Source organism: Streptomyces himastatinicus ATCC 53653, from assembly GCF_000158915.1.
In the GTDB taxonomy this organism is placed as follows: domain Bacteria; phylum Actinomycetota; class Actinomycetes; order Streptomycetales; family Streptomycetaceae; genus Streptomyces; species Streptomyces himastatinicus.
Genome location: NZ_GG657754.1, coordinates 622,480 through 639,038, shown reverse-complemented (window position 1 = coordinate 639,038; position 16,559 = coordinate 622,480). Strand labels below are relative to the sequence as shown.

The 16,559-nt window shown below is 73.9% G+C and carries 1 protein-coding gene and 1 pseudogene; both read left to right on the top strand.

What is annotated here, in order from left to right:
• The first annotated feature begins 42 nt into the window (after positions 1-42).
• Positions 43-13,466, top strand: a pseudogene (locus tag SSOG_RS58225) (type I polyketide synthase).
• The coding region (locus SSOG_RS55485) for a type I polyketide synthase (RefSeq protein ID WP_425385461.1) at positions 13,375-16,559 on the top strand (3,185 nt) is incomplete at its 3' end. The pseudogene SSOG_RS58225 and the gene SSOG_RS55485, both read left to right, overlap by 92 nt.

Below are 16,559 nucleotides of genomic sequence, written 5' to 3'. Positions count from 1 at the left end.
AACCGAACAGGGGGGCCGACGGCCCGGGATCCAGAAGCCGCCGTGTCCGCCGACGCCGGCACACCGCCGGACGACGCGATCGCCGTCGTGGGCCTCTCCTGCCGCCTGCCGAAGGCGGCGGACCCGGAAGCGTTCTGGCAGGCCCTGCGGTCCGGCGCGAGCGCCATCGAGGAGGCGCCGCCCGGCCGATGGGAAACACACGCCGCGGTCCCCGGGACGTCCGGCATCCGCTGGGGCGGGTTCCTCGACCACGTCGACCGGTTCGACCCGGGCTTCTTCGGAATCTCACCCCGCGAAGCCACCACGATGGACCCGCAGCAACGGCTGACCATGGAACTCAGCTGGGAGGCCCTGGAGGACGCGGGAATCGTTCCCGGAACGCTCAGGGGCAGCGACTGTGCCGTCTTCGTGGGCGCCATCGCGGACGACTACGCCACACTGACCCGCCGGCAGGGGACCGACGCCCTCACCCGGCACAGCCTGACCGGCCTCCACCGCAGCATCATCGCCAACCGCGTCTCCTACTTCATGGGCCTGCACGGGCCGAGCCTGACCGTGGACACCGGCCAGTCGTCGTCGCTCGTCGCCGTACACCTGGCCTGCGAGAGCCTGCGCACAGGCACCTCCACCCTGGCCATCGCGGGCGGTGTCAACCTGAACCTGCTCGCCGACGGCACCGCCGCCGTCGAGAAGTTCGGCGGCCTGTCGCCCGACGGCCGGTGTTTCACCTTCGACGCCCGGGCCAACGGCTACGTCCGGGGCGAGGGCGGCGGCCTGGTCGTCCTCAAGCCCCTGAAGAAGGCGCTGGCCGACGGCGACTCCATCCACTGCGTGATCCTCGGCAGCGAGGTCAACAACGACGGCGGTGGTGACGGTCTCACCACGCCGAACCCCCGCGCCCAGCAGGAGATCCTCCGCCTGGCCTACGAGCGGGCCGAAGTGGACCCGGCACAGGTCCAGTACGTGGAACTGCACGGCACCGGGACCAAGGCCGGCGACCCCGTCGAGGCAGCCGCCCTCGGCGCGGTCCTGGGAGCCGCCCGTCCCGCCGACCGCCCGCTCGCCGTGGGCTCTGCCAAGACCAACTTTCGGTCACCTCGAAGGCGCTGCCGGAATAGTCGGCCTCATCAAGACGGCGCTCGCCATCCGCCACCGCGAGCTGCCACCGAGCCTGAAACCACGAAACCCCCAACCCCGCCATCCCCCTCGACACGCTGCGCCTGCGCGTGCAGCGCGAACTGGGCGCATGGGAATACCCCGAACGGCCGCTCGTGGCCGGCGTGAGCGCCTTCGGCATGGGCGGTACCAACTGCCACCTGATCCTGGCCGAAGGCCCCGCCGCCCAGGACCGCCCGGCCGCTCTCGTGCCGTCGCGGCCCGAGCCGGGAGAACCCGTCGGGAGCACCGCCGCCGCCACCGACGGGTCGCGTCCCTCCCTCCCCTGGGTGATCTCCGGCAGGACCGAGACCGCCCTGAGGGCCCAGGCCAGGCGGCTGCGGGCGCACGTCCGGGACCACGCCGAGCTGGAGCCGTCCGACCTCGGCTTCTCGCTGGCCACCACCCGCGCCGACTTCCCCTGCCGCGCGGCCGTCCTCGCCACCGACCGTGACGGCTTCCTGCGGGGCCTGGACGCCCTTGCCGGCGGTGGCACCGCCCACGGTGTCCTACGCGGCACAGGACCGGCCGGTGACCGGGCGGTCTTCGTCTTCCCGGGCCAGGGCTCGCAGTGGGCCGGTATGGCAGTCGAACTGCTCGACTCCTCCCCGGTCTTCGCCGCCCGCATGCGGGAGTGTGCCGATGCGCTCGCCCCCCATGTGCCGTGGTCCCCGGAGGACGTCGTGCGCGGGGTGCCGGGCGCCCCCGGTCTTGACCGCGTCGACGTGGTCCAGCCGGTGCTGTGGGCGGTGATGGTCTCCCTGGCCGCCCTCTGGCGCTCGTACGGGGTCGAGCCCGCGGCCGTGGTCGGCCACTCCCAGGGCGAGATCGCCGCCGCATGCGTGGCGGGTGCCCTCTCCCTGGAGGACGCCGCCTGCGTGGTGGCCCTGCGCAGTCAGGTGCTCGCGGACCTCGCGAGCCGGGGCGGCATGGTGTCCGTCGGGCTTCCCCTTGACGAGATCACCGGCAGGCTGGAGCCGTGGGGCCCACGGTTGTCCGTCGCCGTGGTCAACGGCCCCGGCTCCGTGGTCGTCTCCGGCGACCCGGAAGCACTGGACGACCTCGTGCGGACGCTGGCCGCCGACCGCGTCCGGACCCGCAGGCTCCCGGTCGACTACGCATCGCACTCCACCCAGATGGAGGAGATCCGTACCAGACTCCTGGACACGCTGCCCGACATCACACCGACCCCGACGGACATCCCGTTCCACTCGTCGATGGAGGGCGGATCGCTCGACCCCTCGGCACTGGACGCCGGATACTGGTACAGCAGCCTGCGGCACACCGTCCGCTTCGACCAGGCCGTCGAGGGACTCCTCGGCCAGGGCCACCGGATCTTCATCGAGATGAGCCCGCACCCCGTCCTGGGGACGGGGGTGGGCGAAACTGCGGAAGCGGCCGGTCACGAGGCCGTCTACGTGGGCTCGCTCCGCCGAGATGAGGGCGGCCTCGACCGGTTCGTCACCTCGCTCGCCACAGCGCACGTCCACGGTTCCACCGTCGACTGGGCCGCCGTGTTCGCTACCGCGCTCACCGACCGGCGCCCCCGCCGGGTCCCGCTGCCGACCTACGCCTTCCAGCGCCGGCGCTACTGGCTGTCCGAGACCGCCACGGCCGACGGCCCGGCCCTCCGGCTACCGGCCGCCGCTGGCCACGCGGACGCCGTACCCGTCGAGTCCCCCGACGCCGCTAACGCCGCCGAACACGCCGAATCCGACGGACAGTCCTGGGCACACCGGACGGCCGGCCTGTCCCGGGCGAAGCGGCAACGGACAGCGCTGGAACTGGTCCGAGCCCATGTCGCCGCCGTCGCCGGCTACCCCTCGCCGGAAGCGGTCCAGCCCGGCCTCACCTTCAAGGAACTGGGCCTCGAATCGCTCACCTTGGTCGAGCTGCGCAACCAGCTCACCACCGCGACCGGACTACGGCTCGAGACCGCCGTGGCCATCGACCATCCCACCCCCACCGCGCTCGCCGGCCACCTCGCGTCGCTGGCCGCCGAATCGCCGCAGGCACCCAGCGCACCGGCCGCCGTCACACCCGCCGCCGACGAACCCATCGCCATCGTCGGCATGAGCTGCCGGCTTCCCGGAGACGTGGACTCCCCGGAGGAGCTGTGGCGGTTCGTCACCGCCGGAGGCGACGCGGTCTCCCCGTTCCCGGCCGATCGCGGCTGGGACACCGACAGCCTGTACGACGCCGCTCCGGGCCGTCCGGGCAAGTCCACCACCCGGCACGGCGGCTTCCTCCACCAAGCCGCCGAGTTCGACGCGGACTTCTTCGGGATCTCCCCACGTGAAGCCCTCGCCATGGACCCGCAGCAGCGGCTGCTGCTGGAGACCGCCTGGGAAGCCTTCGAAAGCGCGGGGATCGACCCCGCGTCCCAGCGGGGCAGGGCGAACGGTGTCTTCGCCGGGGTCATGCACAACGACTACGGCCCGCGCCTGCACGAGGCGACGGAAGGCACCGAAGGGCACGCCCTGACCGGCACGTCCAACAGCGTCGCCTCCGGCCGCCTCGCCTACACCTTCGGCTTCGAAGGACCGGCGGTCACCGTGGACACCGCCTGCTCGTCGTCCCTGGTCGCCCTGCACCTCGCCTGCCAGGCCCTGCGCCAGGGCGAGTGCGACATGGCGCTGGCGGGCGGTGCGACGGTCATGTCGACCCCCGGGATGTTCGTCGAGTTCAGCCAGCAGCGTGGCCTCTCCGCCGACGGCCGTTGCAAGCCCTTCGCCGCGGCCGCCGATGGCACCGGCTGGGCCGAAGGCGCGGGCATGCTGCTCGTCGAACGCCTCTCCGACGCCCGCCGCCGCGGCCACCACGTGCTGGCCGTCGTACGGGGCAGCGCGGTCAACCAGGACGGCGCGTCCAACGGCCTGACCGCCCCCAATGGCCCCTCACAGCAGCGCGTGATCCGCCAGGCCCTCGCCAACGCCGGGCTGAACCCGGCCGAGGTCGACGCCGTCGAAGCCCACGGCACCGGCACCACCCTGGGCGACCCGATCGAAGCCGACGCCATCATCTCGGCGTACGGAAGCGGACGGGACGAGGACCAGCCGCTGTGGCTGGGCTCCCTCAAGTCCAACGTCGGGCACACCCAGGCGGCGGCGGGCGTGGCCGGTGTCATCAAGATGGTGCTGGCGATGCGGAACGGCGTGCTGCCGCGCACGCTGCACATCAAACGAGGCCACCCCGTACGTGGACTGGTCGGCCGGCACCGTACGGCTGCTGACCGAGCCCGTGGCGTGGCCGGAGGCCGACCGCCCCCGGCGGGCGGGGGTGTCGTCGTTCGGCATCAGCGGCACCAACGCCCACACCATCATCGAACAAGCCCCCGAGGCCGAGCAGCCCGCCGGTGTCGCGGAGGAGCGGCCCTGGACGGCACCTGTGGTGCCCTGGGTGCTGTCCGGCCGCAGCGAGCAGGCCGTACGGGCGCAGGCCGCGCGGCTCGCGGCGTTCCTCGACGGGGAGCCCGGCGCTTCCGCCGCCGACCTCGGCCTGTCGCTGGCGACCACGCGCGCGGCGTTCGAGCACCGCGCGGTGGTGCTGGGCACCGACTACGACGCCCTGCGAGCGGGTGTCTCGACACGGGCCCACGATGGCGCCCTCATGATCTCCGGCGTGGTCACGGAGGGCCGTACGGGCTGGATGTTCACCGGGCAGGGCAGCCAGCGCATCGGCATGGGGCGCGAACTGTACGGCGCCTACCCGGCCTTCGCCGAAGCCCTGGACGAGGTGTGCGAACACCTCCAGGCCGCGCTGGACGGCGCCACGGAGTTCCCGGTCCCCGTACGGGAGGTGCTGTTCGCGGCGGCGGGCTCCGCCGAGGCGGAACTGCTGGACCACACCGGCTACGCCCAGACGGCACTGTTCGCCGTCCAGGTCGCGCTCGTGGAACTGTTGCGGTCGTGGGGCACCGCCCCGGACGTGGTGCTGGGGCACTCGGTCGGTGAGTTCGTCGCCGCGTACACCGCGGGTGTCTTCGGAGTGGCCGACGCCGCCCGGCTGGTGGCAGGCCGTGCGCGGCTCATGCAGGCGCTCCCCTCGAACGCCGGGGGCTCGGGAAGCGATTCCGCCGACGGCGGTGGTGGGCGACGCGCCGGCGGGGCGATGGCCGCCATCGAGGGATCCGAGGACGAGGTCGCCGAGATCCTCACCGGGCTGGGCGCGCACATCGCGATCGCGGCCGTCAACGGCCCGAGGTCGGTCGTGGTCTCCGGTGACGAGGTCGCGGTCGAACGGGCCATGGCCACCGCGCGTGAACAGGACCGCCGGGCGTCCCGGCTGCGGGTGAGCCACGCGTTCCACTCGCCGCTGATGGAGCCGATGCTGGCGGAGTTCGCCGAGATCGCGGCGAGCATCACCTACCGGCAGCCGAACCTCCCGGCCCTCAGCACGGTCACCGGTGGGCTGGTCGGCGAAGAGGACTGGGCGACCCCCGACTACTGGGTGCGCCAGGTACGCCGTCCGGTCCGCTTCCACGACGCCATCGAGAACGCCACCCGCACCCAGGGCGTCACCCGCCTGCTGGAGGTCGGTCCTGACCCCGTCCTGACCACGCTCGCTCAGTCCGCCCTGGACGTAGCGGCCGTGTCCGCGCTGCGCGAGGGGTGCGACGAGGCCGTGACCGTGCTGACGGCGGTGGCCGAGCTGTTCGTCCGCGGAGTCGAGGTCGACTGGGGCGCGTACTTCGCCGGGGCCGGTGGGCGGCGGGTGGACCTGCCGACGTACGCCTTCCAGCGGCAGCGGTTCTGGCTGCCGGACCTGGCCGTCTCGCGGCGGGACGCGCCCGGCACGGCCGACGGTGGCGAGGCCGCCTTCTGGGATCTGGTCGAGCGGGGCGACGCCGATGCGCTGGCCGGGCGGCTCGGTGTCGGGCCGGCCGCGCCGCTGGACGCGGTGCTGCCGATGCTGTCGGACTGGCGCAAGCGGCAGCGGGAGCAGTCCGAGCTGGCGGGCCGGCAGTACCGGATCACGTGGAAGCCCGTGCCACGCCGGGCCACCGCCCGGCTGTCGGGCACCTGGCTGGTGGCGGTCCCGTCGGAGACCGGCGCCGCATACGACGATGTGGTCCAGGCGTTGCGGGCGTCCGGCGCGGAAGTGATCGTCGTGCCGGTGGCCGACGCGGACACCCGGGAGTCGCTGGCCACCCGGTTCCGCGCCGAGGACGCCGAGCCCACGGGTGTGGTGTCCCTGCTGACGAGCACGGTCACGACGCTGCTTCTGGTGCAGGCGCTGGCCGATTCCGGGACCGGGGCGCGTGTGTGGTGTGTGACCCGCTCCGCGGTGTCGCTCGGTTCGGGTGAGCGGTTGGCGAATCCGGAGGGGGCCCAGCTGTGGGGGCTGGGCCGTACGGTGGCGCTGGAGCAGCCGGACCGGTGGGGCGGGCTGATCGACCTGCCCGACGATGCCGACGAGCGCAGCCTTGCGCGACTGGCGCCCGTGCTCGCCGCGACGGATGGCGAGGACCAGGTCGCGGTACGGCCGTCGGGCGTGTTCGGGGCCCGGCTGGTGCGCGACACGGCCGCGAGCGACGACACGGATTCCTGGTGGCCGCGCGGCACGGTGCTGGTGACCGGCGGTACGGGCGCACTGGGCGGGCATGTGGCCCGCTGGCTGGCCTCTTCCGGCGCCGAACGCCTGTTGCTGGTGTCCCGTCGGGGCGCCGAGGCACCGGGTGCGGACGAATTGCGGTGCGAGCTGGCCGACTTGGGCGCCGAGGTCGCCTTCGCGGCCTGCGACGTCGGTGACCGTGCGGCCGTACGGGAGGTGCTGGACGCCATTCCGGAGGAGGCGCCGCTGACCGGAGTCGTCCATACGGCCGGGGTCCTCGACGACGGCCCGGCCACCGAGCTGACGCCGGACGGCTTGCCGGCGTCCTCGCGGCGAAGGCGGACGCCGCCCGCCATCTGCACGAGCTGACGGCCGGCCGTGAACTGGACGCCTTCGTCCTCTTCTCCTCGATGACGGGCGTGCTGGGCAACGCGGGCCAGGCGGCCTACGGCGCCGCCAACGCGTACGTGGACGCCCTGGCGCACCACCGGCGTGGCCTGGGAATGCCGGCCACTTCGGTGGCCTGGGGTCCGTGGAGCGGCGACGGCATGGCCGCCGACGGCCGGGTGGTGGAGCACTTCCGCCGCCTGGGCGTACGCCCGCTGGACCCGGACCGGGCCATCGCCGCCCTGCGGAGTGCGCTCGACGACGGTCGCGCGGCCCGTGTCGTGGTCGACGTCGACTGGGAACGCTTCGCGGCCTCGGTGGCCTTCACCCGCCCCGGCCCGCTGATCGCCGAGCTTCCCGAGGTCGCGGACCAGGCGCGTACTCGGGTCGCCGACCCGTCCGCTCCGGCGGGCGGTGAGCTGGCGCTGCGGCTGCGGGGGCGCCCGGCCGCCGAGCAGGACCGGATGCTGCTGGACATGGTGCTGTCGCAGGTCGCGGCCGTGCTCGGGCACGCCACCCCGGCGACCATCGACCCGGCGCGGGCGTTCAAGGAGCTCGGTTTCGACTCGCTGACCGCCGTCTCGTTCCGCAACCGGCTCGCCACCGCCACCGCCCTGCGTCTGCCCACCACGCTGATCTTCGACCACCCGACGCCCGCCGCGCTCACGGCCTTCCTGCGCGGGCAGGTGCTCGGCGTGACGGCCGACGAGGCCGGGCACACCGACGCGGCACTCGCACCGCTGGGGGCCGGTGACGACCCGATCGTGATCGTGGGCATGGGCTGCCGCTTCCCGGGCGGCGCCGCCTCGCCCGAAGAGCTGTGGGACCTGCTGTCCACGGCCCGTGACGGGCTCTCGCCCTTCCCCGTGGACCGGGGCTGGGACGTCGACGGGCTGTTCCACCCCGACCCGGCCCACTCGGGGACGTCGTACGTCCGTGTCGGCGGATTCCTGCACGACGCGGCGGAGTTCGACGCGGAGCTGTTCGGGATCTCGCCGCGTGAGGCCCTGGCGATGGATCCGCAGCAGCGGCTGCTGCTGGAGACCGCGTGGGAGGCGCTGGAGCGGGCGGGCGTCGACCCGCTGTCGCTGCGCGGCTCGGCCACCGGGGTGTTCGCCGGGACCAACGGCCAGGATTACCAGCACACCGCGCGGGGCCCGGCCGCGGACGTCGAGGGATACGTGACCACCGGGTCCGCGGCCAGCGTCCTGTCCGGTCGGGTCTCCTACGCACTGGGCCTGGAAGGTCCCGCGGTCACGGTGGACACCGCCTGCTCGTCGGCGCTGGTGGCCCTGCACCTGGCCGCCCAGGCGCTGCGGGCGGGCGAGTGCCGGATGGCCCTGGCCGCCGGCGCCACCGTCATGGCGACACCGGACCTCTTCGTGGACTTCTCCCGGCAGCGCGCGCTGGCGGCGGACGGCCGCTGCAAGGCGTTCGCGGAGGGCGCGGATGGCACCGGCTGGTCCGAGGGTGCCGGGGTGCTGGTGCTGGAGCGTCTCTCCGACGCCCAGCGCCTCGGTCACCCGGTGCTGGCGGTGGTGCGCGGCAGTGCGGTCAACCAGGACGGTGCGTCGAACGGGCTGACGGCGCCGAACGGCCCGTCGCAGCAGCGGGTGATCCGCCAGGCCCTCGCCGCGGCCAGGCTGTCGCCCGCCGACGTGGACGCGGTGGAGGCGCACGGCACCGGCACGAGCCTTGGCGACCCGATCGAGGCGCAGGCCCTGCTGGCCACGTACGGTCAGGGCCGTGACGGCGGTGAGCCGTTGTGGCTGGGCTCGGTGAAGTCGAACCTCGGCCACACCCAGGCCGCCGCCGGAGCCGCCGGACTGATCAAGATGGTCCTGGCGCTACGGGAGCAGCGACTGCCGAAGACGCTGTACGCGGACGAACCCTCCTCCCGCGTGGACTGGGAATCGGGCACGGTACGGCTGTTGACCGAGGCCCGGGAATGGCCGTCGGGCGACCGTCCGCGCCGGGCCGGGATCTCCTCGTTCGGGATCAGCGGCACCAACGCCCACATCATCCTCGAAGAGGCCCCCCAGGCCGCACCGGCCGCCGTCGAGGAGCCGTCGGCCGAGCTGCCGATCGTGCCCTGGGTGCTGTCGGGTCGCACCGCGCAGGCGGTACGGGCCCAGGCCGGTCGCCTCGCGGCTCTCCTGGACGCCGGGGACGGCTCCCCGCTCGACATCGGCTTCTCGCTGGGCACCACCCGCGCCACGCTGGAACACCGCGCCGTGGTCCTGGGCGGCGACCTCGACGCCCTGCGCTCCGGCGTCACCGCGCTCGCCGACGGCGATGACGCGGTCATATCCGGCGTCGTCGGCGAAGGCCGTACGGGCTGGATGTTCACCGGACAGGGCAGCCAGCGCGCGGGCATGGGCCGCGAGCTGTACGCCCAGTTCCCGGTGTTCGCAAGGGCCCTCGACGAGGTCTGCGCCCAGCTGGACGCCGCATTGCGCGGAGAGCCGGGCTTCGAGGTGCCGGTGCGGGACGTGCTCTTCGCGCCGGAGGGTTCGTACGAGGCCGGGCTGCTGGACGGCACGGGCTACGCGCAGACCGGGCTGTTCGCGGTCCAGACGGCGCTGGTCGAGCTGCTGCGCTCGTGGGGCATGAGCCCGGATGTGGTGTTCGGCCACTCGGTCGGTGAGTTCGTCGCCGCGTACACCGCGGGTGTCTTCGAACTGGCCGATGCGGCCCGGCTGGTCGCGGGCCGCGCACGGCTGATGCAGGCGCTGCCCACGGGGGGTGCGATGGCCGCCATCGAAGCCACCGAGGCCGAGGCCGTCGAGGTCCTGGGCACACTCCTGGACGGCGAGCGGCTGGCGATCGCGGCGGTCAACGGCCCGGACGCCGTGGTGATCTCCGGGGACGAGGCCGTGGTCGAGCAGGCCATGGCGAGCGCGCAGGAGCAGGACCGCCGGGTGTCGCGGCTGCGGGTGAGCCATGCGTTCCACTCGCCGCTCATGGAGCCGATGCTGGCGGAGTTCGCCGAGATCGCGGCCACCATCGATTATCGGCAGCCGACGCTTCCCGCGATCAGCACGGTCACCGGAGACCTGGTCGGCGGGGAGGACTGGGTCACCCCGGAGTACTGGGTGCACCAGGTGCGCCGCCCGGTGCGCTTCCACGACGCCGTCGTGACGGCGACCGCGGAACATGCCGCGACCCGCCTGCTGGAGCTCGGCCCCGCCCCGGTGCTCAGCGCGCTCGCGCAGTCCGCCGCGGGCAGCACGGTGGCCGTATCGGCGCTGCGCGAGGGACGGGCCGAAGCCGAGACCGTGTTCGCGGCTGTGGCCGAGATGTTCGTACGGGGCGCGGACGTCGACTGGCCCGGCGTGTTCGCCGGGACCGGTGCGCGGCGGGTGGACCTGCCGACGTACGCCTTCCAACGCCGTCGGTTCTGGCTGCGGGACCAGGCGACCGAGCAGCCGGAACGCGCCGTTGGCGGCGGCGCCGAAGGGATCGAGACCGAGTTCTGGAACCTGGTCGAGCGGGGCGATGCCGATGCGCTGGCCGGGCGGCTCGGCGTCGAGTCGGCCGCGCCGCTCGACGCGGTGCTGCCGATGCTGTCGGACTGGCGCCAGCGGCAGCGGGAGCGGTCCGAGCTGGCGGACTGGCGGTACCGGATCACGTGGAAGCCGGTGACTCTCCCGAACACCGGTCGGCTGTCGGGCACGTGGCTGGTGGCCGTGCCGGAGGCGGACGAGGCGCGGGCCGAGCCGTGCGTGCGGGCACTGCGTGCGGGCGGCGCGGAGGTGCGCGTCCTGCCGGTCGCCGCCACGGACACCGCCGACACGCTGGCCGATCGCCTTCGTACCACCGCCGACGGCGCTGCGGCGGGGATCGTGTCCCTCCTCGCCGAGGGCTCCGACGAACCGTCCACCGTGACCGCGACGACACTGACGCTGATTCACGCGCTCGGGGACACCGAGCTCCCGGTGTGGTGCGTGACCCGCTCGGCGGTCTCGGTCGGGTCGGGCGAGCACCTGGCGAATCCGGCGCAGGCTCAGCTGTGGGGCTTCGGCCGTACGGTGGCGCTGGAGCAGCCGCGTCGCTGGGGCGGCCTGGTGGACGTGCCGGAGAACGCCGACGAGAAAGCGTGGACCCGCCTGGTGTCCGTGCTCGCTGCCGCCCACGGCGACGGCGACGGCGAGGACCAGCTCGCGGTGCGGCCCTCGGGCGTGTTCGCGGCCCGCGTGGTCCGCGACCGGGCGGGGGCCCCGGACGGCGAAGGCTGGCGGCCGCGCGGCACCGTGCTCATCACCGGCGGAACCGGCGCACTGGGCGGGCATGTCGGTCGCTGGCTGGCTTCGCGCGGTGCGGAGCACCTGGTGCTGGTCTCCCGCCGGGGGGCTCGGGCCCCGGGCGCGAAGGAGCTGTGCGAGGAGCTGACCGCACTCGGTGCGCGGGTCACCGTCACCGACTGCGACATCACCGACCGTGAAGCCCTCGCCGCCGTGCTCGACGGCGTTCCCGAAGACGCGCCGCTGACCGGCGTGGTGCACACCGCGGGTGTGCTGGACGACGGACTGGCCACGGATCTGACGCAGGAGCGGCTGGCCGGGGTGCTGGCCGCGAAGGCGGGTGCGGCGCGGCATCTGCACGAGCTGACCGCGGAGCTGGAGCTGGACGCCTTCGTGCTGTTCTCCTCCATCGCGGGAGCGCTCGGCAACGCGGGTCAGTCGGCCTACGCCGCGGGCAACACCTACCTCGACGCGCTCGCGCAGCACCGGCGCGGCCTGGGACTGCCCGCCACCTCGGTGGCCTGGGGCCCCTGGGGCGAGTCCGGGATGGTGACGGACGGGGGCGTGGAGGAGTACCTGCGGCGGCGCGGCCTCAAGGCGCTTCCGCCGCGGCGCGCGATGGCGGCCTTGCAGCAGGCCATGGCCGAAGGCCGCGTGTGCGCGATGCTGGCCGATGTGGACTGGCAGCGCTTCGCGCCCTCGTTCACCTCCTCCCGGCCCAGCGCCCTGATCGGCGATCTCCCCGAGGCCGCCGCAGCGCGCGCGGCCGACAGCCCGGCTCACGCCGCTCCGACCGACGGCGAACTGGCGCGCCGACTGAGCGGGCTGTCCGCGCAGGAACAGGGCCGCCTCCTGCTGGACCTGGTGCGGTCCCAGGTCGCGGCGGTGCTGGGGCACGCCTCACCCACCGCGATCGCCCCGGAGCGCCCGTTCAAGGACCTCGGTTTCGACTCGCTGACGGCGGTGGACCTGCGCAACCGCCTGGGCGGTGCGACCGCCCTGTCGCTCCCGACCACGCTGATCTTCGACTACCCCACGCCCGCCGCCCTCACGGCCTTCCTGCGCGGGCAGTTGCTGGGCGGGTCGGTGGACCGGGACGGCACTCCGGAGGCGACGGCATCGGTCGCCGACGAGCCGATCGCGATCGTGGGCATGGGCTGCCGCTTCCCGGGCGGGGTCGCCTCGCCGGAAGCGCTGTGGGACCTGGTGACCTCGGGCGGCGAGCGGATGTCCCCGTTCCCCGACGATCGCGGCTGGGACGTACCGGGGCTGCTCGACGCCACCAGCGCGGCGATGGGCACCGAGTACGCCGGGGTCGGGGGATTCGTGCCGGACGTGGCCGACTTCGACGCGGAGCTGTTCGGGATCTCGCCGCGTGAGGCCCTGGCCATGGATCCGCAGCAGCGGCTGCTGCTGGAGACGGCGTGGGAGGCGCTGGAGCGGGCGGGCATCGGTCCGCTGTCGCTGCGCGGATCCTCGACCGGTGTCTTCGCGGGGATCTCGGCCAACGGGTACGGCGGCTTCGCCCACGAGGACGGCGGCGAATCCGCCGGCTACCTGCAGACCGGCAGCACTCCGAGCGTGGCCTCGGGCCGCCTGTCGTACGTGCTCGGCCTGGAGGGCCCGGCGGTGTCGGTCGACACCGCGTGCTCGTCGTCCCTGGTCTCGCTGCACCTGGCCTGCCAGGCGCTGCGGGCGGGGGAGTGCGACACGGCGCTGGCCGGTGGCGTCACGGTGATGGCCACGCCCGCCACGTTCGTCGAGTTCTCCCGGCAGCGCGGGCTCGCGCCCGACGGCCGGTGCAAGGCGTTCGCCGAGGCGGCGGATGGCACCGGCTGGTCCGAGGGTGCCGGGGTGCTGGTGCTGGAGCGGCTGTCGGAGGCCCGGCGGCGTGGGCACGAGGTGTTGGCGGTGGTGCGCGGGAGTGCGGTCAATCAGGATGGTGCGTCGAACGGTCTGACGGCGCCGAACGGTCCGTCGCAGCAGCGGGTGATCCGTCTTTGTGCTGTCCTCGGCGCGGCTCTCGGCGTCCGACGTGGACGCGGTGGAGGCGCACGGCACGGGGACGCGGCTGGGCGACCCGATCGAGGCGCAGGCGCTGCTCGCGACGTACGGTCAGGGCCGTGACGGCGGTGAGCCGTTGTGGCTGGGCTCGATCAAGTCGAACCTCGGCCACACGCAGGCCGCCGCCGGTGCCGCTGGAATCATCAAGGTGGTCATGGCGCTGGCCGCCGAGCGGCTGCCCCGGACGCTGCACGTGGACCAGCCGTCGTCCCACGTCGACTGGGCGTCCGGCTCGGTCGAGCTGCTGACCGAGGCGAGGGAATGGCCCCGGGCCGAACGCACGCGCCGCGCCGCGGTGTCGTCGTTCGGGATCAGTGGAACCAACGCCCACGTCATCATCGAAGAAGCCCCCGAGTCCCCGGCGCCGACCCCGGACGCCGCCGAGGAGCCGCCGCCGGTGGACCTGCCGGCGGTGCCGTGGGTGCTGTCCGGCCGGACGCCGGAGGCCCTGCGGGGCCAGGCCGCCCGGCTGGCGGCCTTCCTGGACGAGCGGGCTGACGGGCAGGACCCGCCCCCGGCCGACGTGGGTTTCTCCCTCGCGACGACCCGCACAGCGCTCGACCATCGCGCCGTCGTGCTCGGCTCCGACCGGGACGGGCTGTACGAGAGCGTCGTCGCGTTGGCCAACGGTGGCCCTTCTGTGGTGTCCGGTGTGGTGTCGGAGGGGCGTACGGGTTGGATGTTCACGGGGCAGGGGAGTCAGCGGCTGGGTATGGGCCGTGAGCTGTATGCCGCCTTCCCCGTGTTCGCGAAGACGCTGGATGAGGTGTGCGGCCACCTGGATGCCGGGTTGGCGGGTGGGCCGGGCTTCGGCGTTGCGTTGCGGGAGGTGTTGTTCGCGGCGGAGGGTTCTGCGGAGGCGGCTCTGCTGGATCGCACCGGGTATGCGCAGTCGGCGTTGTTCGCGGTGCAGGTGTCGTTGGTGGAGTTGCTGCGGTCGTGGGGCATGGGTCCGGATGTGGTGCTGGGCCACTCGATCGGCGAGCTGGCCGCCGCCTACGCAGCGGGCGTGTTCGATCTCGCCGACGCCGCGCGGTTGGTGGCGGGTCGTGCGCGGTTGATGCAGGGGCTGCCTTCGGGTGGTGCGATGGCGGCGGTCGAGGGCACCGAGGCCGAGGTCGCCGACATCCTCGGCGGGTTTGCTGAAGGGGAGCGGGCCACGGTCGCGGCGGTCAACGGGCCGACCGCGGTGGTCGTCTCCGGCGGCGAGGACGTGGTCGAGCGGGTGATGGCGGTCGCGCGGGAGCGGGGTCGGCGGGTGTCGCGGCTGCGGGTGAGTCATGCGTTCCACTCGCCGTTGATGGAGCCGATGCTGGCGGAGTTCGCCGAGGTCGCGGCGGGTGTCGCCTACCGGCAGCCGGTGCTTCCGGCCGTCAGCACGGTGACGGGTGCCCTTGTCGGTGGGCAGGACTGGGTCACTCCGGAGTATTGGGTGGATCAGGTCCGCCGTCCGGTGCGCTTCCATGACGCGTTGCTGACCGCGTCCGGCGAGCAGGGTGCGAGCTGGTTGCTGGAGGTCGGGCCTGATCCTGTTCTGAGTGCGCTGGCCCGGGCGGGGGCCGAGCCGGCGGTGGCGGTGTCCACCTTGCGTGCGGGCCGGGCCGAGGCCGAGGCCGTGTTGACGGCCGTCGCGGAGTTGTATGTGCGGGGCGCGGGCGTCGACTGGTCCGGCGTGTTCGCGGGGACCGGTGCACGCCGGGTCGAGCTGCCGACCTACGCGTTCCAGCGCGAACGGTACTGGCTGGACAACCCGCGCCCGGCGATCGACACCAGCGGGCTGGGGCTCGGCGCGGCCGGGCATCCCATGCTGGGCGCCACCGTACGGCTGGCGGACTCGGACACCGCGGTCCTGCAATCGCGGCTGTCCGCGGCGACTCACCCCTGGCTCGCGGACCACGTGGTCGGCAGCTCCATCGTGGTGCCGGGCACCGCCTACGTCGAACTCGCCGTGCAGGCGGGCGACCAGGTCGGCTGCGACCGGGTCGAGGAGCTGACCCTGCGGTCCCCGATGGTGGTGCCGCGCGACGGCGCGGTCCAGGTGCAGATCGCCATCGAGCCCGCGGAAGGCGAAGGCCCGCGGACCGTGCGGATCCACTCCCGCACCGAGGGCGCTCCGGCCGACCGGCCGTGGACCCTCAACGCCACCGGCACCCTGACCGCCGATCAGCCCGCCGCCGACTGGGATCTGCGGGCCTGGCCGCCCGCTGGTGCGGAGCCGATGCCGGTCGACGGACTCTACGAGCGGCTGGCGGGGACAGGTATGGCCTACGGCCCGGTGTTCCGGGGGCTGCGGGAGGTCTGGCGGCTGGGCGACGACCTGTTCGTGACGGCCGCCCTGCCCGAGGAAGCCAAGGCGGACGCGACCGGCTTCGGGCTGCACCCCGCACTGCTGGACTCCGTCCTCCACGCCCTCGGAGTCGACTACCCGGCGCCGGCACCGGACGAAGCTGACAGCCCTGGCAAGGCGTTGCTGCCGTTCCTGTGGTCCGGCGTATCGCTGTCGGCCGTCGGCGCCCCCGAGGTGCGGGCACAGCTGTCCGTCCGCGCACCGGGTGAGGTCGGACTGCGCGTCGCCGACACGTCCGGTGAGCCCGTCGCCGAGGTCGACGCCCTCGTACTGCGGCCCGTTTCGGCCACCGACACGGCCGCCGCGGCTCCGGCCGTCGACAGCCTGTTCCGGCTCGACTGGACCCCCGCCCCCGCCCCCGCAGCCGATCCAGGGGAGCCGGAAGCCTGGACCGTCCTGGGCGACGCGCGGCCATGGCAGGACGCCGGGATCCCGGTGACCGGCCGCGCGGACCTCGCCGAACTCGTCACCGCCCTGGACGGCGGCGCCGACGTTCCCGGCACCGTTCTGCTCCCGGTCACGCGGGCCGGCGGTGCCGGTGCCGAGGCCCGGGTGACCGAGGCCGTGAGCGGCGTGCTCCGCGTCGTACGGGAGTGGCTGGCCGAGCCGCGTCTGGCCACGTCCCGCCTCGCCGTGCTCACCTCGGGCGCCGTCGTCGAGTCCGACGATCTCGTCGGCGCCGGGGTGTGGGGCCTGGTGCGCTCGGCGATCACCGAGAACCCGGGCCGGTTCGTCCTGGCGGATACCGACGGCGAGCAGGCTTCGTACGAGGCGCTTGCCACGAGCCTGACCGATCTCGCCGAGGCGGG